General features: G+C 67.5%; 26 protein-coding genes and 1 pseudogene. 7 read left to right on the forward strand and 20 right to left on the reverse strand.

What is annotated here, in order from left to right:
* Together VJT49_RS18000 and VJT49_RS35300 are read right to left on the reverse strand one after the other, a co-directional pair.
* On the reverse strand, positions 1-297 hold a 297-nt coding region (locus VJT49_RS18000; RefSeq protein WP_414636016.1), incomplete at its 3' end, for a transposase.
* Positions 236-894, reverse strand: a pseudogene (locus VJT49_RS35300) (IS701 family transposase); the annotation flags it as partial. The pseudogene VJT49_RS35300 and the gene VJT49_RS18000, both read right to left, overlap by 62 nt.
* A gap of 151 nt (positions 895-1,045) precedes the next feature.
* On the opposite strand from VJT49_RS35300, the gene VJT49_RS18005 reads away from it, so the two are divergent.
* Both VJT49_RS18005 and VJT49_RS18010 read left to right on the forward strand, forming a co-directional pair.
* Positions 1,046-1,312: a hypothetical protein gene (locus VJT49_RS18005; protein ID WP_324165997.1), complete on the forward strand. Its 267-nt coding sequence runs from the start codon at positions 1,046-1,048 to the stop codon at positions 1,310-1,312.
* 3 nt (positions 1,313-1,315) lie between these two features.
* Positions 1,316-1,648: a hypothetical protein gene (locus tag VJT49_RS18010; protein WP_324165998.1), complete on the forward strand. Its 333-nt coding sequence runs from the start codon at positions 1,316-1,318 to the stop codon at positions 1,646-1,648.
* A 245-nt stretch (positions 1,649-1,893) separates the two neighbouring features.
* Here VJT49_RS18010 and VJT49_RS18015 read toward each other — a convergent pair whose 3' ends face one another.
* The 13 genes from VJT49_RS18015 to VJT49_RS18075 all read right to left on the reverse strand — a co-directional run bounded on the left by VJT49_RS18015 (position 1,894) and on the right by VJT49_RS18075 (position 14,821).
* The gene (locus VJT49_RS18015) at positions 1,894-2,376 is read right to left on the reverse strand and encodes a (2Fe-2S)-binding protein (protein WP_324165999.1); all 483 of its coding nucleotides are present in this window, start codon (positions 2,374-2,376) and stop codon (positions 1,894-1,896) included.
* Positions 2,373-3,191, reverse strand: coding sequence for an FAD binding domain-containing protein (locus VJT49_RS18020; RefSeq protein ID WP_324166000.1), 819 nt, complete (start codon positions 3,189-3,191; stop codon positions 2,373-2,375). The genes VJT49_RS18015 and VJT49_RS18020 overlap by 4 nt, the downstream gene beginning before the upstream one ends.
* 10 nt (positions 3,192-3,201) lie before the next feature.
* The gene (locus tag VJT49_RS18025) at positions 3,202-3,927 is read right to left on the reverse strand and encodes an enoyl-CoA hydratase (protein ID WP_324166001.1); all 726 of its coding nucleotides are present in this window, start codon (positions 3,925-3,927) and stop codon (positions 3,202-3,204) included.
* Positions 3,924-6,257, reverse strand: a complete 2,334-nt coding sequence (locus tag VJT49_RS18030) for a xanthine dehydrogenase family protein molybdopterin-binding subunit (RefSeq protein ID WP_324166002.1) — start codon at positions 6,255-6,257, stop codon at positions 3,924-3,926. The genes VJT49_RS18025 and VJT49_RS18030 overlap by 4 nt, the downstream gene beginning before the upstream one ends.
* On the reverse strand, positions 6,254-7,018 hold the full coding sequence (locus VJT49_RS18035; RefSeq protein ID WP_324166003.1) for an SDR family NAD(P)-dependent oxidoreductase: 765 nt from the start codon (positions 7,016-7,018) through the stop codon (positions 6,254-6,256). The genes VJT49_RS18030 and VJT49_RS18035 overlap by 4 nt, the downstream gene beginning before the upstream one ends.
* A 2-nt stretch (positions 7,019-7,020) precedes the next feature.
* A complete protein-coding gene (locus VJT49_RS18040) occupies positions 7,021-7,815 on the reverse strand; it encodes an MBL fold metallo-hydrolase (RefSeq protein ID WP_324166004.1) in 795 nt (264 codons plus the stop codon).
* Positions 7,812-8,924 carry a zinc-binding dehydrogenase gene (locus VJT49_RS18045; protein ID WP_324166005.1) on the reverse strand — a complete coding sequence of 371 codons (1,113 nt, stop codon included), beginning with the start codon at positions 8,922-8,924 and terminating at the stop codon, positions 7,812-7,814. The genes VJT49_RS18040 and VJT49_RS18045 overlap by 4 nt, the downstream gene beginning before the upstream one ends.
* Positions 8,921-10,321, reverse strand: coding sequence for an aldehyde dehydrogenase family protein (locus VJT49_RS18050; RefSeq protein WP_324166006.1), 1,401 nt, complete (start codon positions 10,319-10,321; stop codon positions 8,921-8,923). The genes VJT49_RS18045 and VJT49_RS18050 overlap by 4 nt, the downstream gene beginning before the upstream one ends.
* Entirely contained in the window at positions 10,318-11,010 is a 693-nt protein-coding gene (locus tag VJT49_RS18055) for an SRPBCC family protein (RefSeq protein ID WP_324166007.1), read from the reverse strand. The genes VJT49_RS18050 and VJT49_RS18055 overlap by 4 nt, the downstream gene beginning before the upstream one ends.
* 75 nt (positions 11,011-11,085) lie before the next feature.
* Positions 11,086-12,636 carry a class I adenylate-forming enzyme family protein gene (locus tag VJT49_RS18060; protein WP_324166008.1) on the reverse strand — a complete coding sequence of 517 codons (1,551 nt, stop codon included), beginning with the start codon at positions 12,634-12,636 and terminating at the stop codon, positions 11,086-11,088.
* A gap of 107 nt (positions 12,637-12,743) precedes the next feature.
* The gene (locus tag VJT49_RS18065; RefSeq protein WP_324166009.1) at positions 12,744-13,352 is read right to left on the reverse strand and encodes a TetR/AcrR family transcriptional regulator; all 609 of its coding nucleotides are present in this window, start codon (positions 13,350-13,352) and stop codon (positions 12,744-12,746) included.
* A gap of 69 nt (positions 13,353-13,421) precedes the next feature.
* Positions 13,422-14,111: a 3-oxoacid CoA-transferase subunit B gene (locus tag VJT49_RS18070; RefSeq protein ID WP_324166010.1), complete on the reverse strand. Its 690-nt coding sequence runs from the start codon at positions 14,109-14,111 to the stop codon at positions 13,422-13,424.
* The gene (locus VJT49_RS18075) at positions 14,108-14,821 is read right to left on the reverse strand and encodes a 3-oxoacid CoA-transferase subunit A (protein ID WP_324166011.1); all 714 of its coding nucleotides are present in this window, start codon (positions 14,819-14,821) and stop codon (positions 14,108-14,110) included. The genes VJT49_RS18070 and VJT49_RS18075 overlap by 4 nt, the downstream gene beginning before the upstream one ends.
* Positions 14,822-15,039: 218 nt before the next feature.
* On the opposite strand from VJT49_RS18075, the gene VJT49_RS18080 reads away from it, so the two are divergent.
* A complete protein-coding gene (locus VJT49_RS18080) occupies positions 15,040-16,200 on the forward strand; it encodes an acetyl-CoA hydrolase/transferase C-terminal domain-containing protein (protein ID WP_324166012.1) in 1,161 nt (386 codons plus the stop codon).
* Positions 16,201-16,257: 57 nt separating this feature from the next.
* Here the strand turns inward: VJT49_RS18080 and VJT49_RS18085 are convergent, their stop codons facing one another.
* From VJT49_RS18085 to VJT49_RS18100, 4 genes are all read right to left on the reverse strand, one after another.
* Entirely contained in the window at positions 16,258-17,610 is a 1,353-nt protein-coding gene (locus VJT49_RS18085) for an amidohydrolase family protein (RefSeq protein ID WP_324166013.1), read from the reverse strand.
* Between the two features lie 95 nt (positions 17,611-17,705).
* Positions 17,706-18,005, reverse strand: a complete 300-nt coding sequence (locus tag VJT49_RS18090) for a putative quinol monooxygenase (protein ID WP_324166014.1) — start codon at positions 18,003-18,005, stop codon at positions 17,706-17,708.
* Between the two features lie 8 nt (positions 18,006-18,013).
* Positions 18,014-18,793 carry an SDR family oxidoreductase gene (locus VJT49_RS18095; protein ID WP_324166015.1) on the reverse strand — a complete coding sequence of 260 codons (780 nt, stop codon included), beginning with the start codon at positions 18,791-18,793 and terminating at the stop codon, positions 18,014-18,016.
* Between the two features lie 180 nt (positions 18,794-18,973).
* A complete protein-coding gene (locus tag VJT49_RS18100) occupies positions 18,974-20,269 on the reverse strand; it encodes an amidohydrolase family protein (protein WP_324166016.1) in 1,296 nt (431 codons plus the stop codon).
* 335 nt (positions 20,270-20,604) lie between these two features.
* On the opposite strand from VJT49_RS18100, the gene VJT49_RS18105 reads away from it, so the two are divergent.
* Positions 20,605-21,522, forward strand: a complete 918-nt coding sequence (locus VJT49_RS18105; protein WP_324166017.1) for a cyclase family protein — start codon at positions 20,605-20,607, stop codon at positions 21,520-21,522.
* Between the two features lie 102 nt (positions 21,523-21,624).
* Here VJT49_RS18105 and VJT49_RS18110 read toward each other — a convergent pair whose 3' ends face one another.
* Positions 21,625-22,245: a cysteine hydrolase gene (locus VJT49_RS18110; RefSeq protein WP_324166018.1), complete on the reverse strand. Its 621-nt coding sequence runs from the start codon at positions 22,243-22,245 to the stop codon at positions 21,625-21,627.
* Positions 22,246-22,489: 244 nt separating this feature from the next.
* On the opposite strand from VJT49_RS18110, the gene VJT49_RS18115 reads away from it, so the two are divergent.
* The 3 genes from VJT49_RS18115 (at position 22,490) to VJT49_RS18125 (ending at position 26,262) form a co-directional block, all read left to right on the forward strand.
* Positions 22,490-23,263 (forward strand): SDR family oxidoreductase, encoded by a 774-nt coding sequence (locus VJT49_RS18115; RefSeq protein WP_324166019.1) that lies wholly within the window; start codon positions 22,490-22,492, stop codon positions 23,261-23,263.
* A gap of 81 nt (positions 23,264-23,344) precedes the next feature.
* On the forward strand, positions 23,345-24,559 hold the full coding sequence (locus tag VJT49_RS18120; protein WP_324166020.1) for a TMEM165/GDT1 family protein: 1,215 nt from the start codon (positions 23,345-23,347) through the stop codon (positions 24,557-24,559).
* Between the two features lie 65 nt (positions 24,560-24,624).
* The gene (locus VJT49_RS18125; RefSeq protein ID WP_324166021.1) at positions 24,625-26,262 is read left to right on the forward strand and encodes a class I adenylate-forming enzyme family protein; all 1,638 of its coding nucleotides are present in this window, start codon (positions 24,625-24,627) and stop codon (positions 26,260-26,262) included.
* Positions 26,263-26,294 lie beyond the last annotated feature (32 nt).

The following is a 26,294-nucleotide window of genomic DNA, read 5'->3' on the forward strand; positions in this document are numbered from 1 at the left end:
GTCCTTGGTTTTCCTGGTGCCGTTGCGCCAGGTGACCCGGCGGCAGGCGGCACGTCCTGCGGACAGAGCCAGTTCCCGCAGGGGGACTGGTTCGTCGGGGTAGCGAGGCTTGGGCGGGCGGCCTCGGCCAGTGGACAGCGCAGTGGCGGGTACCGCTTCGCCGGGGTGGGCGGTGGCGGTGGGATCGACCTGCAGGACGTAGACCAGCTCGCGTTCGGTGAGTCCCCGCCGGAACTCGGGTGGGGTCCCCGTAGCCGGAGTCACCGACCACCGGCCGTTTCGGCAGACCCCACCCACCGGCTGGCTCGCTGGCCTCCGGGGTGAGCATCTGATCGAGCATGTCCAGCGCCAGCCGCCACTTCTCCCGATGCCGTACCTCGTCCGGGATTCCGGCACGCGCACGCCGGGCACGCACCTGCGCGGCCACCTCCGGGTCGTCGATCTTGTTGTCATCCCACGAGGCCGGGCAGAACAGCCGCCAGTTCGCCGCCACCGACGCCTGATCGGTGACCATCTGCACGCTCACCCCGATCTGACAGTTACCGGTCTTGCCCAACGTGCCCGAGTACTGGCGGGCCACCAACGGCGAGGCCTTCCCATCCTTGGGGAACCGCTGTCGTCCACCACATACGCCCCCGGGCCGATCGTCTCCACCGCCCAGTTCGCCACGTTGGCCCGCACACGCTCGCAGTCCCAGGTCGACGAGGTGATGAACTGCTGCAATCCCTGATGGTCCACCCCGAGCCGCTCCGCCATCGGCTGCATCGCCTTACGCGACCCGTCAGTCAGCAAGCCCCGCACATACAACTCGCCCTTGGCCCGCTGATCCGATCGCGGCAGTTCGCCGAGCATCCGCCCGGCGAATTCCACCAACCGTGGACGAATCCGCTCCATCTGCTCCGGAGTCACAACCCGAGTCAACCACAATCCACAATAGATGATCACAACAACACGCAGACACCTAACAAAGCACTACTAGAGAGTCGTAGTCAGCGCATCGCGATGTCGCAGGACCTGACCCATCTCCTCCAGCGAGGCGCCGAGCATGCCGCAGCCGATGCGCATGCACCACACCCAGACCCGCGCGGCGGGCGGCCCTGGCCACCACGTTGGTGACCGTGTTGCGCAACATCCGACCGTGCGGGGCGTTCGCGCAGACGAACACGTGCCGGGCCTCGGTCTTGGGTCGCCAGCCGGTCAGATACGACACGATCGCCTGCCCGACATCGCTGAAGAAGGAGTGGCCGCGGAAAAAGCACCCAGCAATCACGCGAACGCGGTGGACATCAACGTGCGCATCTGGAACGTGTGAACCGTGGGGCGCGGACCCGATGGCGGCCCGGTCACTCCGAAGGACTTCCACGTTGTCGCGCAGGCCTTCACCGACGCGCAGGACACCCTCGACCGCGTCTTCGGCGACCTGCTCACCGGACTCGATGGGGCGCACCGGTACCAGGACGGTTGGGTGGCGGCCATGGACAGCACCGTCAACGACGGCTTTCGCAGCGCTTTCGAACTGCGTGGGGCGATCGGCCACGGCATCGACATATCGGCTCTGAATCACTACAACGCCGACCACGACAGCATCCCCGACAACACGAGCACCCCGCCGCCCTGGACGGCGGTGAATCGTTCTTCGGCACCTTGAAGAACGAACGGGTGCATCGAGTGGTCTGCCCCACGCGTAAGATCGCCATGGCGGATTTTGCCGCCTTTATCGAATTACGCTGCGATAGCCAAACGTCTCCACTCAGGACTTGGCTGCAAGGCCCCCGGCGAGGTCCACGACGAGTACCTGAACCGGCAGCAAGCAGCATGAGTTGACCACCAAACAGCTGTCCGGAAAGATCGGGGCACCTCAGCCGTCGATCCGCGGCAATGCGCTGATCGCGGTCACGCGGGCCCCGTCTCCACGGCCATCTCGGCAGCCGCGGCCTCGACGGCGTCGACGATGCCGGCGTAGCCGGTACAGCGGCAGATGTTGCCCGAGAGCTCCTCCCGGATCCGCGCGCGGCACGGCCTCTCCTCACGGTGGAGCAGATCAAGCGCGGACATCAGCATGCCAGGAGTGCAGAATCCACACTGAAGCCCGTGATGGGTGGAGAACGCCTCCTGCAGTGGGTGCAGGGAGCCATCATCGCCGGCCATGCCTTCGACTGTGGTGATGGAACTGCCGTCGGCTTGCACGGCCAGCATCAGGCAGGCGCGAACGGGCCCGCCGTCGATGAGGACGGTGCACGCCCCGCACACGCCGTGCTCGCAGCCGAGATGAGTGCCGGTCAGACCGAGATCGTCGCGCAGCGCGTCGGCCAGGGTCCGGCGGGCTTCGACGTCGAGGTCGTGCCTGGTCCCGTTGACGGTGAGTTGGATGTTCATGCTACGGCTTTCTGGGTGGCCGCGGTCAGCGCGCGGCGCGTGAACTCCTCCATCATGGCGCGCCGGTACTCGGCCGAGGCGTGGATGTCGCCGGACGGCGTGACCGCGGCCGCGGCAGCGGCGGCGACCTGGTCTGGCGAACCGCCGTCGTTGAGCAGGTCCTCGGCCTCGGCAGGACGGTGTGGCACACCGCCGACGCCGCCGATCGCGAGCCGCCAGCGGCCTCGCACCTCGGCGGCGACGACGGTGACCAGCCCGAAGTCGCCGTGGCGGCGGGAGAATTCGGCGAATCCCCACCGCTCGGGTGCGGGCATGTCGATCGCGGTGATCAACTCGTCCTCGGCCAGAGTGGTTTCCAGAGGACCGGTGAACAGGTCTGTCGCCGTCGAGGTTCGAGTCCCACCCGGTCCGGCGATGTGGATGGTCGCCTCCAGAGCCGCGGCGACGACCGGCAGCTCCGCGGCCGGGTCGGCGTGCGCGATGCTGCCGCCGCTGGTGCCACGCGAGCGAATCGCGGCGTGCCCGATCCAGCGTGCGGCTTCCGCCAGCAGCGGGTGCAGGGTCTGCTCGACGAGCCGGGCGTGCCGGACGAGCGCGCCGAGCCGTACCCCTGTGTCGACCGGGGTGATGGTGGACAAGCCGGGGATCCGATTGATGTCGACCAGCAGCCGGGGGCGGGCCATCCGGAGAGCGAGAACAGGCATCAAGCTCTGTCCGCCGGCGATGATCTTGCCGTCGCCGGCGGCGTCGGCGAGCGCGCGCACGGCTTCGCCGAGGCTGCGCGCCCTCAGGTAGTCGAACGGTGCGGGCTTCATGACGAACCTTTCAACGGCCGCGGAATCGGGGCGCGCGCTTCTCCACGCGCGCCAGTTTGCTTTCGGCGAAGTCCTCGCTGCGCAAGCACGCGTCGAACGAGTCGTCGAGCGTGGGAGCCCAGGGCTCGGGCTCGAAAAGGTACTCCAGCGCACGCTTGGCGTACCGCAGCGACAGGGGCGCGAACTCGCTGATCTCCTTTGCCCAGGCCAGCGCGTCATCCAGCGAACCGATGCGGTCGGCCAGCCCGTGCCGATGGGCTTGGGCGGCGTCGAGCTGTTCGCAGCCGAGCAGCAACGCGCGAGCCGGGCCACCTCCGGCGAGCAAAGCCAGCCGCCGCACGGTCCACGGGTCGACCGAGAGACCATTGCCGGCCGTCGGTACCGCGAACGCCGCCGTCGGCGCGGCGACCCGCAGGTCGCAGGCGATCGCGAGCTGGGTACCCGCGCCGATGGCCGGCCCGTTCACGGCGGCGATCACCGGCACGGGAAGCGCCGTGATGGCACGCAGCGCGCGGTAAAGGGCAGTGCGGAAACCATCGTCGTAGACACCATCGAGATCGGCCCCGGCGCAGAAACTCGTGCCCCGCCCGGTGATGACCAGGACCCGCGCATCTGCCGCGAGTTTGCCGACCGCCTGCCCCAAGGATTCGAGGTGGCCGACGTCGACCGCGTTGCGCTTCTCATGTCGGTCGAGCGCGATCAAGGCGACCTCATCGCGCAACTCGGTGGTGATCATCGCAATGCCTCCCAGACGACCGCGGGGGTGAGCGGCAGGTGGGTCACGCGCACACCGAGCGCGTCCATGAGCGCGCCGGCGAGCACCGCGTTCGGACCGAGCGTGCCGCCTTCCCCGACTCCACGGACCCCCAGCGGATTGTCCGCGGGCTTGGCCAGGTGATCGATGACCAGGTCGGGCACCTCGGCGCTGGTGGGCATCAGGTAGTCCATCAGCGTGCCAGTCACCAGGTTCCCGGCCTCGTCATAGATCAGGTGCTCGTACCGCGCCCCGCCCAGGCCTTGGGCGATCGCCCCGGCGATCTGCCCTTCCACGACCTGCGGGTTGATCACCGTGCCGGCGTCCTCGACGCACACCCACTTGAGGATCCGCAGCTCCCCGGTCGAGGAATCCACTTCGACGACCGCGGCCTGCGCCCCGGCGGCGAACGCACCCCGGATCGGGTCGTAGAACTGGGTGGACTCCAGACCGGGCTCGATGCCCTGCGGAAGCCGGTTCGACTCGAGGTAGGCGACGCGGGCCAGTTCGGCGAGCGTGCCCAGAGGCTTGCGTTCGCCCGCGACGTGGATCTCGCCGCCGGCGACGGCGAGGTCGTCGACATTCGCCTCGTACAGTTCCGCGGCCAACCGCAGGATCTTCTCCCGGACAGCGGTACCGGCACGGTGGGCCGCACCACCGCCGATAACCGCCTGACGCGAGGAAAACGCACCGAATCCCCACAGCGACTCGTTGGTGTCGCCGATGCGGACCTCGACGTCCTCATAGGACACCCCCACGGCGTCGGCCACGACCTGGGCGACGGTGGTCTCCAGTCCCTGCCCCTGCGAGGTCACACCGGACAGCACGGTCACCCGGCCGTCGGGGTTGACCCGGACGGTGCAAGCGTCGTGGCCGGTGCGGAACGGCATGCGGGGGCCCGCCGCCGCGGCCCGGCCGAGCCCGGTGAGCTCGTTGTAGCAGGCCAGCCCCAGGCCGATCGGGTTTTCCCCCGCATCACGCCGACGTTGCTGCTCGGCCCGGAATGCGTCGTAGCCGATCGTCGCGACGGCCCTTTCGAGGCATTCGCCGTACCAGCCGGAGTCGTCGACCAGCCGCGACGGCATCCGGTAGGGGATCTCGGCAGGCGTGATGAGGTTGCGCCGCCGGATGTCCAAGCTGGACAGCCCGAGCCGCTCGGCGGCATCGTCGAGCAGCGTCTCCATCGCGAACACGCTCGCGGGGCGAGCCACTCCTCGATACGGGCCCGACGGCGCGGTGTTCGTCGCGACACCGCGGACGGTGCAGCGGTAGTGCCGCAACCGGTAAGGCCCGGACAACAGGCCACCGGCCATCAAGGGCTCGATACCGGCGGTCCAGGGATACACCGAGTACGCGCCGACGTTGCAGGTCACCTCGGCGTCGAGCGCGATGAGCTCCCCGTCGGCACTGAACCCCGCCTTGACGCGGTAGCGGTGGTCGCGGGCGTGGGTGGCCGCCAGCAGGTGCTCCGCCCGGTCTTCCACCCACTTGACCGGAGTGCCGCGCAGCCGGCGGGCGATCACGCACAGCGCGACGTCCTCGGGGTACAGCACCGCTTTCGTGCCGAAGCCGCCGCCGACGTCGGGTGCGATCACCCGCACGTTGCCTTCGGGCAGGCGGAGCAGCTCAGCCAGCATGTTGCGCGCGATGTGCGGCACCTGTGTCCCGGACCAGAACGTCAACCGGTCACCGTCCCACAACGCGACACCCGCGCGGCATTCCATCGGGTTGCCGGCATGCCGGTTGGTCACCAGTTCCCGCTCGAGGACGAGGTGCGCTCCGGCCATCGCCCCGGGCACCTCACCGGTGTCGAAGGTGCGTTCCAGCAACACGTTGTCGGGTGCGTCCGCATGCACCGGCTCCTCCGGTGGCAGCCACGCGGTGACCGTGGCGGGCAGCGGCTCGTAGTCGACGTCGATCCGTTCCAGCGCGTCCTCGGCCAAGTAGCGATTCCCGGCGACGACCGCCGCGACGGGCTCGCCGGCGAAGCGGACCTTCCCGCGCGCCAGGATCGGCTGTTCCGTCTCCACATAGGACGGCAGCGCCGAAAGCGCACGCAGCGACACCTCGGCGAACTCGGGCAGATCGCCGGTGAACACGCCGCGCACCCACGAAGCAGACCGCGCCCCGGCCGCGTCGACGCTCCTGATGCGCGCGTGCCCGTACGGGCTGCGCAGGAAAGCCACGTGCTGCATCCGTGGCAGCTGCAGGTCGGACACGTAACGCCCGTGGCCGGTGAGGAGCCGGTCGTCCTCCTTGCGGCGGACGACGCGGCCGATCGCGGGCTCGTGCTTCGTTTCCGGCGTGTTCACGGCATCGCGTAGCCGCCGTTGACCGACACCACCTGCCCGGTGGTCCAGGACGACAGCGGCGAGGCCAGCAGCAGCACGGTCGGGGTGACGTCTTCGGGACGGCCCAGGCGGCGCAGCGGGTACGCGGAGAGGATTTTCTTCATCTTCGCGTCGTCGGCGTTGCCGGTGTGTGCGTCCAGGCTCGTCGTCCGCACCAGCGCGATCGACACGGCGTTGGCGCGGATCTGGTGCCGGGCGAGTTCCTTGGCCAGCGACTTGGTCAGCCCGACGGTGGCCGAACGCGTTGTCGCGGTCACCAGCAGCCGGGGCTCCCCCACCCGGCCGGAGTCGCCCATCAGACTGACGATCGCGCCGCCGCCGTTCTCGGCCATCTGCTTCGCGACGGCCTGCGTCACGCGCAGTGTGCCCGCGACGGTGACGCCGATCTGAGGCGTCCAGTCCTCCTCCGTCGTCTCGAGGAACGGCTTGCTCTGCGTGGCGGCGGCGTTGTTCACGAGGACGCCGATCGGGCCGAGCTGCGCCTTCACCTCGTCGACGGCGCGCGCGACGGACTCGCCGTCACGCAGGTCGGCGCCGACGGCGATGGCCTTCACGCCGAGCGTCCCGGCTTCCTTCGCAGCGGCTTCGGCGCCGTCGGCGGACGAGTTGTAGTGGAACGCGACGTTGGCACCCTCCGCGGCGAACGCCAGCCCGATGGCGCGCCCGAGCCCCTGCCCGGCGCCGGTGACGAGCACGTTCGTGCCGCTGAGTCGAAGATCCATGATCAACCCTTCTCGAGGAACCGGAAGCGGCGTTCGCCGCCGACGGTCATCAACCGTCCCGGGGGGAAATGCGCGGCGGCGAGCACGTCCGGATAGTCCGTACAGGCGTCGACGAGTTCCGATCGCACTTTTTTGGCCGCGGCGGGGTCGACATCGAACACGGCCTCCCACACGGGATCAGTGAGCTCGACCGGTGAATGGGCCACATCGCCGAGCAGCAAGGCGCGTTGGCCCTCGCTCGAGACCACGAAGACGGTCGATCCGGGCGTGTGGCCCGGGGTGTGCCGGGCGTCCAGGCCCGGTGCGAGCGTGGTGTCGGACTCGAACGTCTCGGCCCGATCGGCGAGCGGGGACAGCTTGCGCACCGCACCCGGCTCGGCGTCGGAACTCTCGACGAAGTGCGCCCAGTCCGCCCGGTGCACGCGGTAGGTCGCGTTCGGGAACACGACCTCGCCCTTCTTCGTGGCCCAGCCGACGTGGTCGAAATGCAGGTGCGTGAACAGCACATCCGTCACGTCCGCGGGCTCGACGCCCAGTCCCCGCAGGCTTTCGAGGAACTGGCCGCCGTGGTACTTGTCGTTGTTGATCGTGCCGACCCCGGCGTCGACCAAGACGACCCGGGCGCCGGTGCGGACGAGGAAGCCGCCCAAGGTCAGCTCGAGATTGCCCGCGTCGTCGAGCAGATGCTCGTGGCATGCCCACGCGTCGGAGACGCCGGGGCGGCTGAGCACCTCGCGACCGGGCTCGTACCCGTAGCCGTCGTGAACCGGCTCGACGGCGAGCGCACCGATCTTCATCGCGTCTCCCCAGGCGTGATCAGAGTGCGGATCCCACGCCCCGCGGCCATTTCCCGCAGAGCATTCTCCACATCGGACAGACCGCCGTGTCCGGTCACCAGCGCGGCGAGGTCCAGCCGGCCGGTGCGGACGTGCTCGAAGTAGCGGGGCAGGTCCTGTTCCGTGTCAAGGGACCCGGCGACGCAACCGACCAGAGTGCGGGCGAAGTGGAACAACTCCAGCGCGCTGAAGCTGATCTTGTCGTCCTTGCCGCCGATCCCGACGACGCATGCGCTGCCGCCCCGGCGAGTCATGCCCCACGCGTCGCGGATGGTGCGGGCGGAGCCGGCGCAGTCGAACACGTAGTCCACACCCTGCTTGCCGGTCAGCGCCCGCACGGCCTTTTTGGTCTCGTCGTCGGCCGGCACGAAGTGATCGGCGCCCAGTTTCGTCGCCAGTGATGCCTTCTCGGCGTTGCGGTCCACCGCGATGATCGTGCGTGCGCCAGCGAGCTTCGCGCCCTGGATCGCCGCGAGCCCGACCCCGCCGAGGCCGATGACAAGCACCGACGAACCCGGTGTGACGGCAGCGGTCTTGGTCACCGCACCCACGCCGGTGGTGACCGCACAGCCGAGCAGCGCGGCGTCGGACGAGCTGATGTCGGCGGGAACCTTGACCGCCGCGGCGGCCGGCACCACCGTCTGCTCGGCGAACGAGCCGACAGTGAGCCCCGGGTAGACCGGATCGCCGTGAGCGTCCAGCGCATACGGCTCGGTGGCCCGGCTTGATCCGTTGACACACAGGTGCGGCTCTCCTCGTCCACAGTGGACGCATTCCCGGCAGGGGGTGATCCACAGCAGGATCACCCGGTCCCCCACGCTCAGCCCGGTCACCTCGGGACCGGTTTCCAGCACAGTGCCGCACGCCTCGTGTCCCAGCACGGCCGGCAGCGGCTGCGCGAGCACCCCCCGGGCCAAGGACAGATCCGAGTGGCACACGCCGGTCGCGTCGACTCGCACCCGCACGTCGCCGGGTCCGGCATCACGCAACCGGATGCGCTCCACCGCCATGGGCCGCTCCGGCGAACGCAGCACCACGGAGTCGACCTCGACGCGGTATCCCTCGCTCACAGCTGCACCGCCTTGACCTCGAGCATGTCGTCGATGCCGTAGTCACCGATCTCCCGGCCGATGCCGGACTGCTTGTAGCCACCGAACGGCGCCCGCGGATTGAAGGGAGCGGCGTTCACGTCGACTTGGCCGGTCCGGATACGTCCCGCCCAATCCAGTGCGTTCCTGGTGTCCTCGATCCACAGTGCGCCGCCGAGACCGTAGATCGAGTTGTTCGCCAGATCGATCGCGTGCTCGTCGGACTCCGCGGCGAGGATCGACAGCACCGGCCCGAACACTTCCTCCTGCGCCAAGCGGGAATCCGGATCGACCTCGCTGTACACCGTCGGCGTCACGTAGTACCCCTTCTCCGGCAGCGTGACGCTACCCGTGACCGCCTTCGCGCTCCCTGTCCGCAGGAAACGCTCGACCTCTTTCCGCTGACCCGCCGAGATCAGCGGACCGAGCCGCTCCCCCGGTACATACTTGGCCGCCGCGGCGGCGGCCAGCTCCTCGACCTGGGCCAGCCGCGCGGCAGGGACAATGAGCCGGGACAGCGCCGTGCAGGTCTGCCCGCCGTTCAGGAAGCAGTTGCCCACGGTCACCTTGACCGCCCTGGCCAGCAGCTCGTCCGAGACGTCCGACAACACCACGCTGGCCGACTTGCCCCCCAGCTCCAGCGTGAGGCCCTTGATGGTGTCCGCCGCCGCGGCGGCGACCTGACGGCCCACCGCGGTCGACCCGGTGAAGGACACGTGGTCGACGCCGGGATGCCGGCTCAGCTGGTCCCCTATGTCGCGGCCCCCTCCCGTGACGAGGTTGATCACACCGGCCGGGAACTCGGCGGCTTCGAAAGCACGCGCCAGCTCGAACGCGGTCAGCGGCGTCAGCGCCGCAGGCTTGAGCACGACGGTGCAACCGGCCGCGAGCGCGGGCACCACCTTCACGATGATCTGGTGCAACGGCAGGTTCCACGGCGTGATCGCCGCGACGACCCCGACCGGCTCGCGCAGGATGACCGAGTTGTCCCGCCGCCGCTGGAACGGGAACGCTTCGAGCGCGTCGGCGACACCGTCGATCACCTTCAGCGGAGTGTCCACATGCAACTTCCGCGCCACCGGCGGCGGCGACCCCTGCTCGCGCGTGATCAGCGCGGCGAACGTGTCGGCACGCTCGGTCATGACCTCCCGCAGCCGCCGCAGCGCCCGAACCCGGTACGGGACCGAGGTGTTCGCCCAGCCATCGAACGCCTCGCGGGCCGCGCGCACCACCTGATCGACGTCCGCCCGCGACACCTGGGTCACCACACCGGTGGGCTCCTCCGTGGCGGGGTTCTCCACTTCGCACTCGGCACCTCCGCCGGCGACCCAGTCGCCGCCGATGTAGACCAGGGGTTCGCGGATCAGCTCGCTCGTCACCGAGTGACCTCCTCGGGGTAGGACCGGCCGGGCACGCCCGGGAAGAACAGGTTGACCACGACCGGAGCGGACCGCTCCGGTCCACGACGCCCGGTGCGGGACAGGAGGATTCCGACGATCAGGGCCAGCACCGCGCCGGCCACCGGAACCGCGCGCCAAGCGATCGTGCTGCCCATGCCCGACATCACGTCCAGCGGTTCCACGTCGTCGAGGTCCACGGGCGCCGGTACCGCGGCCGAAGCCCCGCCGGAGGCGAACTCGGCTTCCAGCCGCCGTACGAACTGGCCAAGCAGCTTGTTGCCGACGTCCGCGATCACGCCCCGGCCGAACTGAGCGACCCGCCCGGAGAGTGCGAGATCCGTGCGAACATCGACCTTCGTGCCCTCACCCTGCTCGGTCAGACTCGCCGTGACCGTGGCCGCCGCGTTGCCCTGGCCACCGATGTCCTTGCCCTCGGCACGGATCACCGCGCGGTGTGCCTGGTCGTCCTTCTCGATGAACCGCGCCGTGCCGCGATACCGCGCGGAGATCAGCCCCACCTTGATCTTCACCGCACCCTGGTACGCGTCACCGTCCGTGCCCAGCAGAGCCGCGCCGGGCAGGCACGGCGCGACCCGCTCGAAGTCCGTCAGCACCTTCCAGGTGTCCTCCACCGGCAGATTCACGATGAAGGTGTTCGAGAGCTCCACGGCGACCACCTTACTAATTAACGTTAGTTTGGATGCTAGGGGCAGGCCAGTCCCGGGTCAACCCGCTGTCCGGGGTCAGCCCGCGAGGGTGCTCAATCGCTCCTGCAGACGGAAGCGCATGATCTTGCCCGACCCGGTCCGGGGAATGGCGTCGACCTCGATGACGTCGGCGGGCACCTTGAACCTGGACAATTCGCGCCCGCACAGCTCGAGCAGCGCTTCGACGTCCAACCCGCCCGGCCGCTCGGCCACCACGAATGCGACCGGTTCCTCCCCGAGGTCGGCATGCTTGCGTGCGACCACAGCCGCATCCTGAACACCGTCACCCCGCAGGAGCACAGCCTCTACCTCAGCCGGGTAGATGTTCTCCCCGCCCCGGATGATCAGCTCCTTGGTCCGCCCGCTGATGGTGAGGAACCCGTTGGAGTCCCGTCGGCCCAAGTCACCGGTGCGATACCAGCCGTGCCGGAGCACTTCGGCACTGGCATCCCCGCGGTTGTGGTACCCGCGCATGAGATTCGGCCCGCTCACCCACAGCTCGCCTTCCTCGCCCGCGCCGACGTCTTCCCCCGTCACCGGATCGACCAGCCGCACACCGACGCCAGGCACCGGCAGCCCGCACGAGCCGAGAACCCGCCCTCCGGTCGGCCAATTCATCGTGACCATCGTCGAGGTCTCGGTGATGCCATAGCCCTCGAGCAACGGGACCCCGAACATTTCCTCGAACTCGGCATTCAGCGCGGCCGGCATGATCGCTCCGGCCGAGACGCACAGCCGGAGCGCCTCACTACGGAACCGTGCGGCGCGAGCTCCGTGCACGAGGTACTGGAACATGGTCGGCACACCTGGCAGCACCGTGTAGGGGCCGGTCCGCAACAGATCGAGGACCCGCGAGGTGGAGAACCTCGGAAGGATGCGCTCGGTCGCACCGACCGCGAAAACCGCGAGGACACACAGGTCGAGCGCATAGGAGTGGAACAGCGGTAGCGGGCAGAGCACCTGGTCGTTCTCGGAAAGTCCCACGATCGGCGCCCAGCACGCAGCGACCACCCACAGGCAACTCCGCTGGGTCAGCAGCACCCCCTTCGGCCGACCGGTGGTACCCGAGGTGTAGAGCATCCAGGCGACGTCGTCGAGTTCGAGATCGTCCCGCGGCGGCGACCCCGGATCCGTCGTCGACCACCGCTCGTAGGACCGCACCCCGGACGGTGCTTCCCCCGCACCCACCAGCAGGACGAGAACGTCGTCGCGGTCCGCGGTCAGGGCCTCGACGTGCGCGAGATGCGCCTCGTCCGTTATCGCCACCCGCGCACCGGAATCCGTGAACATGTACCCGATTTCTGCGGGTGCAGCGTCGGGATTGACGCACACCCCGACCAGGCTCGCCCTCGTCGTGGCCAGGTACGACTCGGCGGTCTCGGCACTGTTGTCCAGGTAGATCAGCACCCGGTCGCCCCGCGCCACGCCCGCGGCGACGAGGTGCCCGGCCAGCCGGCGCGTCCGCTCGGCCAGCCCGGCGTAGGTCACCGCCCTGTGGTCGTCGCAGAACGCGACCTTGTCGCCAAACCGCTCCGCGTGCTCTGTCAGCAACTGCGGCACCGGACGTATCAACTCGACTCTGAGCATCGGCACTCCCGAAGTGTTCACAAGCACGCCCCCGGGTCACACCGTACGAACTAATGATAATTAGTGTCAACCTCGGTGACGCGGGCACAGCCCAGCAAAGGAAGGAGTCAGCGCAGCCCGGCGATGCGAAGCGCGTAGCGGCTGTACGTTTCCGCGACCGCCTCCGCGGACTGTGGCCCGTCCTCGCGGAACCAGCGGGCGATGCTGACGCACATCTCGAGGATGCCGAAGGCGGCCAGCGTCGGCTCGCCCTCGCTGAACCGGCCCGTCTTCGCCCCCTCCCCGATGAGGTCCCTGATCGCCTGGGCATGCCGCCTCCGCAGGTCCAGCACCCGAGAACGAGCCGGCTCCTCCAGGCTGGCGATGTCCCGGTTGACAATCAGCGCCTCCCGGCGATGCGTCGCATGCCGCAGCGCGTAAACACGGGTCGCCCGGCGAAGCCGCTCGGCGACGTCCTGCACACCGTCGACCGCCTGCTCGTAGTCCGCCCACACCTGCTCGGTGGTCTCGGACACGATGTCCCGCAGCAAATCCTGCTTCGCCCGCATGTGGTTGTAGAGACTGGGAGTACGGATCCCCAGCGCCGACGCGATCTGACTCAGCGCCGTACCGTGATACCCTCGCTCCGCGAACAAGGTGAGCGCGGCATCACGCACCGCCACGGCAGTGACCGTGGTCTTCGCCTCGGCCTGACTGACAGGCGACTTCGGATCCATGCACCCATGATCCCAGGCGTTCCTTCACGAGAAGCACGCACCACCTCCGCCACGCCCCCGCCATGACCATTACCCAGCGGCCGGCTTCATGAGCGGGACGGGCGTCAGGTCCACGTCCAGCCGGGATTCGAGTGCACCGAGCGTGATCCCATAGGTTTCACGCACCGCGACTCCGCCAGGCCCGATATGAAATACCGCGAAATCAGTATAGACCCGCGTCACACACCTGCGACCCGTGAGCGGACAGGTGCATCTCGGCACAATCTTGGACTCACCCGAAGCGGTGAAGAGACTCATCATGACGAATACTTCACGTGCCCCGACCGCCAAGTCCATCGCGCCACCAACCGCAGGGATCGCGTCCGGTTCACCCTTGTGCCAGTTCGCGAGGTCGCCACACCGAGAAACCTGGTAAGCCCCGAGTACGCATAAATCGAGGTGACCGCCGCGTATCATCGCGAAGCTGTCCGCGTGATGGAAGTATGAAGCTCCCGGATGCTCCGTGACCGGAACCTTGCCGGCATTGATCAGGTCTTCATCTCGTTCGTGCTCGTCAGCGATTCTCCCCATGCCGAGCATGCCGTTCTCGGTATGGATCGTGATACCGTCCTCGACGTCGAGGTACTCGGCGACCGCAGTGGGTCGACCGATGCCGAGATTGACATAGGAGCCAGGTGAAATATCGGAAGCAACCAGGCGAGCCAGTTCTTGCCGGTTCAACGGCCCCCGTTCGGGCCGCTCTCCGAAATCCGCGGTCATGCGATCACCCGCTGAGCTTGGTCACCGACCGGTACGACACAGTCGACATAGATTCCGGGAGTCACGACCGCTTCTGGGTCGATGCTGCCGACTTCCCCCAAACTGCCGACCTGGACGACGGTGCGACGCGCGGCCGCCGCCATCACTGGAGCGAAGTTCCGCGCCGTCTTGCGGTAGACCAGGTTTCCCACCGTGTCAGCGCGAGCGGCCTTGATCAAAGCGACGTCTCCATGAATGGGAAACTCCAGGACGTGGTCACGTCCATCGATGACGCGACTCTCCTTTCCCCGCGCCAGCAACGTGCCCGCTCCGGTCGGGCAGTAAAAGGCTCCGATGCCGGCACCAGCCGCCCGCAGACGCTCGGCCAGCGTTCCCTGCGGGACGACTTCCAGCTCGACACGGCCCGCGCGATAAAGCCGATCGAATACCCACGAGTCCGCCTGCCGGGGAAACGAACAGATGACCCGGCCGACCTGGCCGGCGGCGAGCAACGCGGCGAGTCCGGAGTCGCCCGAACCCGCGTTGTTGCTGACGATCGTCAGCTCGCGCGCCCCTTGCCGGCACAGAGCATCAAGCAACTCGAAAGGTTGCCCGGCCGGACCGAAGCCACCCACGAGGACAGTGGAGCCATTCTCGACCTCCGCGACGGCGTCGTCAGGAGTGCTGACAGATACGGACCTCATAGCACGCTTTCTGGTGGGCGCCGGCAATGGGAGCACAATCCGCGTCGGGATATCGAGGCTAACACGAGGACCTCCTTCTGAAAAGACAATACGTTCCGTCTACTCTCTGGGCAAGACGATACGTATGGTATTGACTGACGGGGCGCTGCTCCGTACTCTGGGCAACCCTGGCACAGGACCCAGGCGCCACACTTGTGCGAGATGACGCCCTACGATGCGCTACCACTGATCGCGAATCACGGCTCATGACTGAATTGGATCGACTCGTCCGTCCGGGGAGCCGGATCGCCCTCGGCGACGGGTGCGGAACCCCGGTATCGCTGCATGCCGAACTGAGTCGCGTGGCCGCGGGCCACGGCGTGCGAGTGGTCCTCGGCTGGATGCCAGGTCGCACCCACCTGGACGCGGCTGCCTTCGCGGACACACGAGTCCTGATGGGCGGGCAAGGCGTACGTTCGATGGTGGACAGCGGTGCGGCGCAGCTTGTGCCATGCCGGCTGTCCGCCGTTCCGGCGCTGCTGCGGGGCCCGCTGCGACCGGACCTGTTGGTAGCTACCCTGGTCCGCCGCTCTGATGGGCTCCATCTCGGCGCGGAGTCGTCGTGGATGCGCGGACTGATCGAGGCCGGTGTTCCGGTCGCCGCAAGCCTCTCCACCACCACGCCGGCCGCGGAGGCCGGGCCACCGGTTCCCGCGCGGCAGGTCACCGTCGTCGAGGAGACCGACGAATCTCCTGCTGAGATTCCGAACGTTGCGCCTACTGCCGTCGACGTGGCCATCGCCCGGAACGTGGCCGAACTGGTGCCGGCCGGGGCCCGGATCCAGGTCGGGCCGGGCAGGCTCGCCCAAGCGATCGTGGGCGCCCTGGAAGTACCGGTACGTGTGGACTCCGGCCTGCTCCCGGACCCGGTCGTCGATCTCGATGCGAAAGGCCTGCTGATCGGCGAGCCAGTAGCCGCCTACCTTTGCGGAACCCGCCGGCTCTATGAATGGGCGGACGGGCGCCGCATCCTCCACCCCATCGAGACAACCCATGACATCGGACGGCTCTCCGCGTCGGGCGCCCCGCCGTTGATCGCAGTGAACGCCGCACTGGAGATCGATCAGGACGGTCAGGTCAATTCCGAGGGAATCGGAGACAAGAGCGCGGGCATGATCGGTGGGCATCCCGACTTCTGCGCCGCGGCGGTGCGTGGGCCTGGCCTGTCGGTCATCGCCATGGCCTCCATGGTGCGGGGAAGTCCGACACTTGTCGAACGGCTCTCCCGATCGGTCACCACCTGCTCCCACGACCTCGACATCGTGGTGAACGAACGCGGCATCACTGATCTACGTGGGCTCTCCCGTTCAGAGCGCCGAGCCACGCTCCTGAAACTTTGGGATGGGCAAATCACAATGGAGGGTTAGCGAGGTGACAGAGCCCGATCGCGTAGCGTGCGACCGGACTCTGTCACGGGCGAGAGGTCAACCCTGGCGGCTGACGGCTGCGAGATCGTCAAGGAGTAGCTGGTCGAGTGCCGCGGGGTCGGGCTTCTCCGGCGGCTGCAGGTAGCCACCGCGCGACTGGAAGACCTCCAGTAGCTCGGGGTCGGCCTTACTACCGCCATTGATCGCCTGGACGGGCGGGCCGATCCGCTCAGCGATCGCGTCGAGCGGTTTGGGGTCGAGACCGAGCGTTCGGATCAAGTTGCCGCCCAGCAGCAGCCGCAGCTCATCCTCCGGCACACCCGCGAAGCAGTCCGCCAGCCAGACGTCGGTGTTGGGCCAAGTCCCCTCGGAATGCGGGTAGTCGCGGCCGAAGTTCATCGACTCGATACCGATCTCGTACCGGTACTGGACCTCAGCCTTGTGCATGAACGACACCCCGGCCAGGCAGTTCCGCCGGAAATACTCGCTCGGCAGCTTCTTGGCCGGCACCTGATCGCGGGCGCGCAGGTAGGTGGCGTCGAGGTGCGCCAAGGTACCCGGGAGCCAGTCGGCCCGCAGCTCGACCAGCAGCAGCTTCAACCTCGGGTGCCGGTCGAAGACACCGCCGAGCATCATCTGCCACATCGCCTGACGCGGTTTGAGGTTGAGCGCGAAGAAGTCCTTCGCATGGACCATGAACTCTTCGAGAAGGTTCGTGCGCCCGGCGGCTTCCATGTTCTGGATGACCTTCTCGTACGTGCGCCCGTACTCGTTGGCATGGGTGCCGTAGCCCGCGTGCATCACCACGGCCAATCCGAGGTCTTCGCACTTCGACCAGAAGGGATCGAAGAACGGGTCGTACAGCGGCGGAAAGTCCTCACGAACCACCCTCCCCGGGATCCCCGTCGCGACGAATCCGTGCTCCGAAAGCCAGTCGAGCTCGCCCAGCATGAAGTCCATGTCCCCGGCGACCGCGGCGTCGCCCACGACGAAGAGCCGCTCCTTGCCGGGGATGAAGGTGTCGTATGCCCAGCGGTGGTAGGCCTGGTTGCCCGCCCTGAGGAGATCCTCCGGCAGCTCGCGGAAGAACGAGCTGAACAGCATCGGCACTCGCTGGTCGCCCGGGATGACGAACTCCGCGGCGATCCCTTCGCGGTCCATCTCGGCGAGGCGGAGGTCGAGATCCCAAACTCCCTGCCAGCGGCCGCTCCGCAAGACGTGATCCGGATCCATCAGAGCCAGGGCGTCGTCCGAGAAGGAGACCAACGGCTTCTGGAAGTTGATGAACCTCTCGCCGTCCTCGTGGCAGTCCGAAAGGTATTGGTGATACTTCTTCTCGACGTATTCAGGCCAGAGCTCCTCCGGCATTGCCGCGTGGCCGTCGGCCGACACGATCGTGACCTTACTCATCTGAACCTCTCCGTTTCGCACTCATCTGAACCTCTTCGCTTCGCCGGCCGCCGCAATGGTTGTCCAGAACTCGAAGCGGAACGAGCTCCAAGACTTCAGTTGATCTTCTTGACTTCGAACCGGTCCGTGTTCCGGGCCCGTACCCGGCATTTCCGCGTCGCCGCGAGGAAACTCTCGAAGGGCTCCCCCGCAACGTGCGCCTCGAACGCACGCGCGTCCACGTAATGCGCATGCGCGATCACCGCGGTCGACGAGTGCGGGTCGGGTGCCACCACGTGGCGAACGCATCCCGGTTCCTTCGCGCTCGCCTCCATCAGGCTCGCCGCATGCTCCAGGTAGATCACACGATCGTCGTCCTCGAAATCGGTCCAGGAAAGGATCACTATTCCGTCCATCGACATCCTCAGCTCGGCTGGCGCGTCGTCAGGCCGCCATCAACGGGGAGGTGGACCCCGGTGATGAACCGAGCCTCGTCGCTGGCCAGGAAAAGCGCCGCGCGCGCGATGTCCCATGCGTCGCCTGCGTGGCCGAGCGAACTCTGCTCGCCGAACGGGTACGAGTCCGGGTCATAGCCCATCTCCCGCATGGTCGCCCGGCGCAGCGGCGTGTCGATCATGCCCGGTGAGATGCAGTTGATGCGGATACCCTTACGCCCGTGTTCGTTGGCGATGTCGACGGTCAGGCCCAGCAGCGCCGCCTTGGAAGCCGCATACGCCGCCGCACGGCCGTTCCCGCTCCTGATCGAGGAGACCGATCCGATGTTGACGATCGACCCGCCACCCCGTCCGATCATCGAGGGCAACGCGGCACGGGTCATGAGGAAGGGCCCGCGGGCGTTGATCGCCATGACCTTGTCGAACAATTCCGGCGACGTCTCGCTGACGCCGACAAGCGGTGTGTAGGCCGCGTTGTTGACGAGGACGCCTATTGGACCGAAATGCGAGATCGCAGCCTCGACAGCGGCCTCGCAGTCTTCCGCCTTGGAGATATCCGCGACGACGACTACCGCCTTACCACCCTCGTCCTCGATGAGCTGGTAGGTCTGCGCCGCGCGCTCCTCGTACAGGTCGACCAGCGCCACACGAGCGCCTTCCCGAGCGAAGAGCCGTGCGATCGTCTGCCCGATTCCGAGCCCGGGCCTGCTCGACCCGGCCCCGACGACGATCGCGATCTCGTCCTTCAAACGGTCACGCGAATTCATGCGCCGTTGCACCTCCGCATCAAACCGAATATCAACGTGCCGGCAAGGGATACCGCCAACCGACCAGCACAGTCTGGCAGGCCGGTGGGGCGGCGAACCATCACGCGCCACGCGAGTAACCGAACATCCCCGTGCCGACGCACCCCCAGGCCCGGACCAAACCTAGATTCCCAGCAGCGATGCGGTGTTGTCGCGCACGATCAGTTTCAGCTCGTCCGGAGTGACGATGCCGATCTCCTCCAGGACGTCAAGCGGCTCCGGCAGACCCTCGGGGTGCGGCCAGTCCGATCCGTAAACGACGCGGTCGACACCGACACACTCGATGATCTCGCGCCACGGGTCCTCGTAGTACGGGGAGATCCAGAAATGCTGCTTGTAGACTTCACTCGGCGGCTCGGAGATCTTGACCTTGTCGCGGACGCCGCGGCCCCAGATCATGTCCATCTTTTCCAGCAGTGGCGGGAGCCATACCGACCCGAGCTCGATGATCATGCACTTCAGGTTGGGGAACCTTCCGAAGAGGTCACCGAAGATCAGTGCGACGATGGTGTCGGACATTGCCCTGTCGCCGGCGCACGTGATCGCCTCGAACCCGGACGCCAGCGCGGCCGGGTAGTGACTCCGCCCGTAACCCCACTCCCTGGCGAAGGTGTCCTGGTAGCCGAAGTCGCCCAGATGGAACGCGATGACGAGGTTCGCCTCCTGGGCCCTTGCCCAGAAGGGATCGAACACCGGGTCAGCGGGCGACCGGCCGAACGCCGGCCCCGCCCGCAGAATCGCGGACTTCGCCCCCGCGGCGATCAATCGCTCGACTTCGACGACGGCCAGCTCCGGGTCGTACAGCGACACGAGGGGTGAGGCGAAAATACGGCCGTCGGCGCCGTAACCCCAGTCATCCTCGACCCAGCGGTTGAACGACCGCATCAGCGCGTACCACACCTTGGGGTCGATGTCCTTGTAGGCGCAGCACTCACTCTCCACGAGGACACCCAGCGTCGGCAGCAACAGGATCGCCTCGAGGTCGTGCTCGTCGAGGACCTTCAGCCGGGCGTTCCGGTCGTTCATGTACTCGGGGTGGTCCTGCGCGCGCACGCCCCCCGCGTCGGGACGGACCTCACCATGGCTCTTGAAGTACTCGCGCAACGCACCAGGCGGTGAAGTGCGCTCACCGAGCGGACCCGAAATGTGGCGAAGCCGCTTGCCTGCCCGGTACAGACGCCCCAGGCCGTCCGCCTGATCACGCCGGACCACGATGGCCTCATCGGCGTACTTGCTCTCCAGATGCCGGGTGAAGCAGTCGTCCGGCTCGTAGTAGTGCTGGTCGGCGTCCACAAGGCGGTAGCTGCGGTGTCGTTCGTACTCGGCGCGGCGGGCGATCTCGGCCTGACGACGCGCTTCGCGCTCGGCGTCGGACTCGGTCTGCTGCGCCTGCCGGTGATTGACGTTCCTGACAGACATGGAAACCCTCACTTGACCTGGACTGCGAGACAAGAGCACATCGGATCGTGACGCCGGCCACACCCCGGACGGTCTGATCCCACGGTAGAGGACGGCAGGTGGACCGTCAAGACGATCCGTTGCGTATCGACAAGCGTCCCCGACGTACCTGAGATCGGCGCCGAGGGACATCGGTCGGCGACGCGGAGTGAAGATGCCATGGAACCCGGACAAGAACCTGCGCGCGTCCGACCTGAACGGCGCCGAGATCGATCACCTCCGTGAGGGGACGCGATCCGCGGCCCTATGAGATAGTCGAAACGCACCGTATTGACAACTGGACCAGGGTGAGGCCCGTGACAGAAGCAAGCAAGATCGACGAAGTGGCGGAGTTCCACCGGTGGCTGTCGGAGGTGACCGACGAAACGCGCGTACGGTTCGGCCCCGCCGACCGATTGGGCACCGCCAACTACATCGATACGGCCGCCAGGCTTCGCGCCGCGGGGTCGATCAAGACCGGGGAGGCCGTCAGCCTGGCGCGCCCACTGGTCGAAGGCCCGGGATTTCACGTGGAAACCACCTTCGACGCTACCGGGACATTCGGTTTGGACCGCATCGATTCGACCTGCCACGGCTACCGCAAAACGCACATGGACGCGCTGAACCACCTGGCGTCGAACGGCGATTTCTATGGTGGACGGTCAGTCGCCGACGCGCCTCCCACCATCGTCGATCTCGCGGGCCGGTGCCTGTTCACCAGGGCCCTCTTCGCGGACATCCCCGCCGTGCGGGGCACAGCGTGGGTCTCCGAAAACGAGCCGGTTACCGGCGCGGATATCGACGGGGCCCTGTCCGGTGTCGATATCCAGCCGGGCGACGCCCTGGTGCTCTACATGGGACGCGATCGCTGGGAAGCGGAGGGCAATACGCTGGGCCACGAGCCGGGCCACGAGCGAGGCCACGGCGCGGGCGTCTCCGCGATGAAGCCGGGCGCGGGGCGAGGGGCTGCCCGTTGGATCGTGGAGCACCAGATCTCCATGGTCGCGTGGGACTTTCTCGACGCGGTCGACGACCCGGACGCCGGTTCCGAGGCCAGGGGCAGCGTTCATCGGCTACTGCCCGCCGCCGGTCTCGTGTTGATCGACAACTGCGAGATGTCCTCTGCGGCCCCGCTGATGAGCAGGTTGGGGCGGCGAACAGCGGCCATCGCCGCACTGCCGCTCGCCGTCCCGGACGGGACCGGCAGCATCATCACGCCCTGGCTGGTTCTCTGAACCCAGCCGCGTCACGGCGTGGCCGACGACCATCGCCGAAACTCGGAACCGGTCACCGGGCTACCGCTTTTCGCGGACAGCCCGGTACCGCTTCGACGCGCCTCAGTGACCCGCTCGTGTTCGCCTGCGCGGCGCCGGTCTGATCAGGCCACCGAGGTCGTCAGTGGTAATGATCTTCGCTTGCGTCGACAGAACCTTACGCACAAGGAACTCGTGGACCTCGGCATCCGGGTCTGCGACACAGTCCGCGAGCAGGTAGAGCTGGTAGTCCCGGTCGGCCGCATCCCGCACGGTCGAGAGGACGGTGCTGCTGGTGTAGATGCCGGCCAGGATCAGGTTGATGATGCCCTGATTGGTGAGTTCTTCGTCCAAACGCGTCGTGATGAAGGACCCCACCCGGGTCTTGCGCTCGACGATGTCGCCATCCTGCGGCGCGACGCTCTCGTGGATGCCCGAATTCGCCGCGTCGACATGCAGGACACGCTCCTTGATCGCCGGCAGCAGGCGTCGGTTCGTGTCGGGCACGGTCGCGTAGTCCAGGTTGCTGTACGCGGCCCGGACGTAGGCGACCTGGACCGACATGTCCCGCGCGGTCTCGACGGCCGCCGCGACTCGCTTCAGGAGATCTTCGCTGTTCGGAAGAGGGCCGAGTTTGAAGGGTTGGAGGTCCATGACCAGCAAGGCGCTCTGCGCCGGGTCGAGCGTGTGCCGAGATCGAGCCATCGAGTCCCTCTTTTCCACCAAGCGTCAGAGGTCGACACCAGCGAGCGGGAACTGCGACCGTGGACCCGCTGCCACATGCCGCCGCGACAGTTCTCCGCCACCCGCCGGTGCGTGACAACACGGATCGTATCGTCTAGTCTATCGGAGGCACAGGGCCGGCCGCGATCCGCTGACCCTCTTCAGTCAGGTGAGCGTCGTCTGGGGCCGCTCGGTCAGGCCCGGCGCTTTCGGAGCAGGAGACAGCATGGCGGGCATCGCGGAATTCAGCTTGGAGGGCCAGGTCGTCGTCGTCACCGGAGCCGGCAAGGGAATCGGCCGGGGCATCGCGCTCGACGCGGCTCGCTCCGGCGCGACGGTCGTCGGCTGCAGCCGTACCCAAAGTGACCTCGACTCTCTGCTGGCCGAGATCGAACCCCTCGGCACGCCAAGCGGGTCGCTCGTTACCGACCTCAGCACTCTCGACGGCATCAAGGACCTGTACGACTTCACGCAAAAGAAGTTCTCGCGCATCGACGCGGTGGTCAACAACGCCGGTGTCAATCGTCTTCGCGATGCGATCGACTACTCCGAGTCGGAGGTCGACGCGCTGTTCGCACTCAATCTGAAAACGGTCTACTGGTCCAGTGTCTTCGCCGCGCGATCGATGATCGACTCCGGCATCGCCGGGTCGATCGTCAACGTCACCAGCCAGGCGGCCGTAGCGGCTGCGCCCGGCCGTGCTCCCTACAGTGCGGCCAAGGCGGGAGTCAACCACCTTTGCCGGTCACTCGCCGCGGAATGGGCGCCTTACGGAATCAGGGTCAATGCGCTCGCCCCGACGGTCACCGCGACCCCGCTGGGCATCCGAGCCATGGACGAGAGGCCCGAGCTCGCCGCTGAGGTGAAGAAGCGCGCGGTGCTCCGAGGGCGGGCGGCCACCGTCGAGGAGATCTCGCGTCCGGCGATCTTCCTCCTCTCCCCTGCGGCGTCCCTGATCACGGGACAGACACTCGTCGTCGACGGAGGCTGGACGCTGTAGCGGGCGGTCGTCCGGTGATCATGGGCTGACCGCCGACCGCCGGGAAGCCCTGGCGAAGGTGTTCGAAAACAAGGGGTGTGTATGCCCGAGGTGCTGAGCGGGATCCTCGTCGACTTCGGCGTCATCTTCGTCGCCGAGCTGGGCGACAAGTCACAACTCATAGCGTTGACGTTCTCGACGCGCTATCGGGCCCTTCCAGTTCTGGCCGGTATCACGATCGCGACCTCGGTCGTGCACCTGATATCCGTTGCGGTCGGCCTCGGTCTGGGCACCGCGCTGCCCACGTCATGGATCGCGGTGGCCGCGGCGGTGGCTTTCCTCGGGTTCGCCGCGTGGACCCTGAAAGGTGATTCGCTCACGGAACAGGAGCAGAACAAGTTCAACCGTGGAGCCAAATCAGCGGTGATCGCTGCCTCCGCGGCATTCTTCCTCGCCGAGCTCGGCGACAAAACGATGCTGGCCACGGTCACTCTGGCCACCCAGAACAACTGGTTCGGCGTGTGGCTCGGCTCGACAGCCGGCATGGTCGCCGCCGATGCGCTGGCGATCCTGCTCGGCCGGCAGATCGGTAACCGCATGCGAGCCGAGGTGATCCGCTATGGTGCCGCCCTGCTGTTCGCGGTGTTCGGCGTGGTACTGCTGTGCGACGCGGTCACCCGGTTCACGGGGCGAAGCGTCTGGCAGTTCGTCGCCGTGGGGGACCGTCATCCCGGTGTCTGGCTGGCATTCGGCCTGGCTCTGGCCGCCTGTGTCCTTGTGGGCGCCGGACGTCGATGTGCGCATGTCGGTCGCCACCGGGTGTCCGGGCGCTCGACACCCGGTTCCGCGGCGTGGTGGTCGCGAGTCCTGTTCGTTGTTGCCTTCCTGTGCAGCTTCATCGGGCCGCTCCTTCTCGCTACCGGCGTGGTGCAGCCGGTCGCCACATTCGTCGCGTCACCTGGCATCGTCGCGGCCGGGGCCGGTGTCGGGCTCCTAGGGCTTGGGATAATCGCGGCCGCCCTCGCACAGATGAATCTTGCCCACCGCAGGGGCGCCAGTCCGATTCTGGCCACCACCGGTCCCTACGCGCGAGTCCGGCAACCCGTCCTGACCGGCACCATGCTCGTGAGCGTCGCAATCGTCCTCGCGGCACCGACCGCTGTCGGGGCCCTGGGGTCAGCACTGATCATCGCGGCCGGTCACGTCGAGTCCCGCCGAGTGTGCGAGCCCTTGTTTTCCCGAGGCGGAGGGGAAGTGTACGCGCGCTATCACGCCCGGACCGGCCGATTCCTGCCGCGGCTCCGCACCGCCATGTGAAACCTGATAACCGAGCCCAGCTCTCGTTGCCACCGTTCGTTTCGACCCCCATCGCGGAGAGGCGCATGACGAATACACAGCCCATGCCGGCCCCGGACCTTCCGGCGGAGGTTACTCCCCTCGAGAGTTTCCTGACGACCACCGCCCGGCTGCCGTCGCATCCCTTCATTCGCTACTTCGATCGAACGCTGACTTTCGCGGAGGTCGACAGGCTCAGCACCGCTTTGGCCGCGGCGCTGCGAGTCCGTGGGGTGACCCGCGGAAACCGCATCGCGCTCTTCCTGCAAAACGATCCCGACTTCGCGATCGCGCAGCTCGCGGGCTGGAAGGCGGGGGCCGTCTGCGTCTCGATCAACCCGATGCTGCGCGGGCAGGAGCTCGAGCACATCCTCGTCGACTCCGGTGCGACAGCGCTGGTCGCGCTCGACGGCCTGTGGCAGGAGGTCGCCCGGGAGATCGTCGACCACACCCCCGTCCATACGGTGCTGGTGACTGGGCCGGACGACTGGACTGGGCAGAACCCAGCTCCGGCACCCTCCGCCGGGGCGGTCGAGGGCATATGCGTCGAGTCGCTGCGGACCGTGGTGCGCGAACACGCCGACGCGGAGGCCCAGCACGAGTTCGGTGCTCTCGACGACGTCGCCCTCATCTGCTACACGTCCGGCACGTCAGGACGCCCCAAGGGTGTCGCGGCGACACACCGCAACGTGGCGTATAGCGCCGAGGTCTACCGGACCTGGATGTCGATCGACGAGAACGACGTCTTCCTCGGCGGAGCGCCGATCTTCCACGTGACCGGGCTGATCGCGGGCCTGGCCCTCGCCTATCGTTCCGGCATGTCGCTGGTGCTCTTCCACCGGTTCGAGCCAGGCGTCTGCATCGAGGAGATCGCCACCCATCGGCCGACCTTCACCATCATGGCGACCACCGCGTTCCAGGCGTTGGTGAATCACCCGAACGCGCACCGCAGTACGCTGGCATCCCTGACGAAGGTTTACAGCGGCGGCGCCCCGGTCACGGCGGCGATCGACCAGCAGTGGCGCAGGCTGACCGGGCGAGGCATCCGCAACGTCTACGGCCTGACCGAGACGACCGGCCCGACCCACGCGGTCCCCCTGGACGGAGACGGACCGATCGACGCGGAGTCCGGGGCGATGTCCGTGGGCCTGCCTCTCCCCGGTGTCGAGGCGCGCCTCGTAAGCGCTGAGTCGGGTGTCGATGTCCAGCCCGGCGAGCAGGGAGAGCTGTGGATCAAGGGCCCCATGGTCATGAAGGGGTACTGGGGCCTCCCCGAGGCAACCACCCAGGCATTCCACGACGGCTACTTCCGGACCGGCGACGTCGCCACGCGGGATCATGACGGGTGGTTCTTCGTCATCGACCGCCTCAAGGACATGATCAACGCGTCGGGTTACAAGGTCTGGCCGCGCGAGGTCGAGGAGTTCCTGCTTCAGCATCCCGACATCCGCGAGGCCGCTGTCGTCGGCGTCGCGGACGCCTATCGGGGCGAGTCGGTCAAGGCCTTCGTCGTCCTGCGCGCCGGAAGCCGGTTGAATCCCGACGATGTCATCGCGTTCGCGAAGACGCGGATGGCCGCCTACAAGTACCCGCGGCACGTCGAACTGGTCGACAGTCTGCCGAAAACCGCGAGTGGCAAGATCCTCCGCCGTGAACTCCGGACAGTTCACACCGCGACCCGCTGACATCGGGTCGCGGCCTGGGCACGCGAGTTGCC

This window comes from Amycolatopsis sp. (assembly GCF_035276945.1).
Taxonomy (GTDB): Bacteria; Actinomycetota; Actinomycetes; order Mycobacteriales; family Pseudonocardiaceae; genus Amycolatopsis_E.

Excerpts from the sequence above, each read along its gene's own strand:
- VJT49_RS18005 (WP_324165997.1), top strand. The coding sequence starts at position 1,046 with ATGCCGCAGCCGATGCGCATGCACCACACCCAGACCCGCGCGGCGGGC.
- VJT49_RS18015 (WP_324165999.1), bottom strand. The coding sequence starts at position 2,376 with ATGAACATCCAACTCACCGTCAACGGGACCAGGCACGACCTCGACGTC.
- VJT49_RS18020 (WP_324166000.1), bottom strand. The coding sequence starts at position 3,191 with ATGAAGCCCGCACCGTTCGACTACCTGAGGGCGCGCAGCCTCGGCGAA.
- VJT49_RS18025 (WP_324166001.1), bottom strand. The coding sequence starts at position 3,927 with ATGATCACCACCGAGTTGCGCGATGAGGTCGCCTTGATCGCGCTCGAC.
- VJT49_RS18035 (WP_324166003.1), bottom strand. The coding sequence starts at position 7,018 with ATGGATCTTCGACTCAGCGGCACGAACGTGCTCGTCACCGGCGCCGGG.
- VJT49_RS18040 (WP_324166004.1), bottom strand. The coding sequence starts at position 7,815 with ATGAAGATCGGTGCGCTCGCCGTCGAGCCGGTTCACGACGGCTACGGG.
- VJT49_RS18060 (WP_324166008.1), bottom strand. The coding sequence starts at position 12,636 with ATGCTCAGAGTCGAGTTGATACGTCCGGTGCCGCAGTTGCTGACAGAG.
- VJT49_RS18065 (WP_324166009.1), bottom strand. The coding sequence starts at position 13,352 with ATGGATCCGAAGTCGCCTGTCAGTCAGGCCGAGGCGAAGACCACGGTC.
- VJT49_RS18070 (WP_324166010.1), bottom strand. The coding sequence starts at position 14,111 with ATGACCGCGGATTTCGGAGAGCGGCCCGAACGGGGGCCGTTGAACCGG.
- VJT49_RS18080 (WP_324166012.1), top strand. The coding sequence starts at position 15,040 with ATGACTGAATTGGATCGACTCGTCCGTCCGGGGAGCCGGATCGCCCTC.
- VJT49_RS18085 (WP_324166013.1), bottom strand. The coding sequence starts at position 17,610 with ATGAGTAAGGTCACGATCGTGTCGGCCGACGGCCACGCGGCAATGCCG.
- VJT49_RS18090 (WP_324166014.1), bottom strand. The coding sequence starts at position 18,005 with ATGGACGGAATAGTGATCCTTTCCTGGACCGATTTCGAGGACGACGAT.
- VJT49_RS18100 (WP_324166016.1), bottom strand. The coding sequence starts at position 20,269 with ATGTCTGTCAGGAACGTCAATCACCGGCAGGCGCAGCAGACCGAGTCC.
- VJT49_RS18110 (WP_324166018.1), bottom strand. The coding sequence starts at position 22,245 with ATGGCTCGATCTCGGCACACGCTCGACCCGGCGCAGAGCGCCTTGCTG.
- VJT49_RS18115 (WP_324166019.1), top strand. The coding sequence starts at position 22,490 with ATGGCGGGCATCGCGGAATTCAGCTTGGAGGGCCAGGTCGTCGTCGTC.
- VJT49_RS18120 (WP_324166020.1), top strand. The coding sequence starts at position 23,345 with ATGCCCGAGGTGCTGAGCGGGATCCTCGTCGACTTCGGCGTCATCTTC.
- VJT49_RS18125 (WP_324166021.1), top strand. The coding sequence starts at position 24,625 with ATGACGAATACACAGCCCATGCCGGCCCCGGACCTTCCGGCGGAGGTT.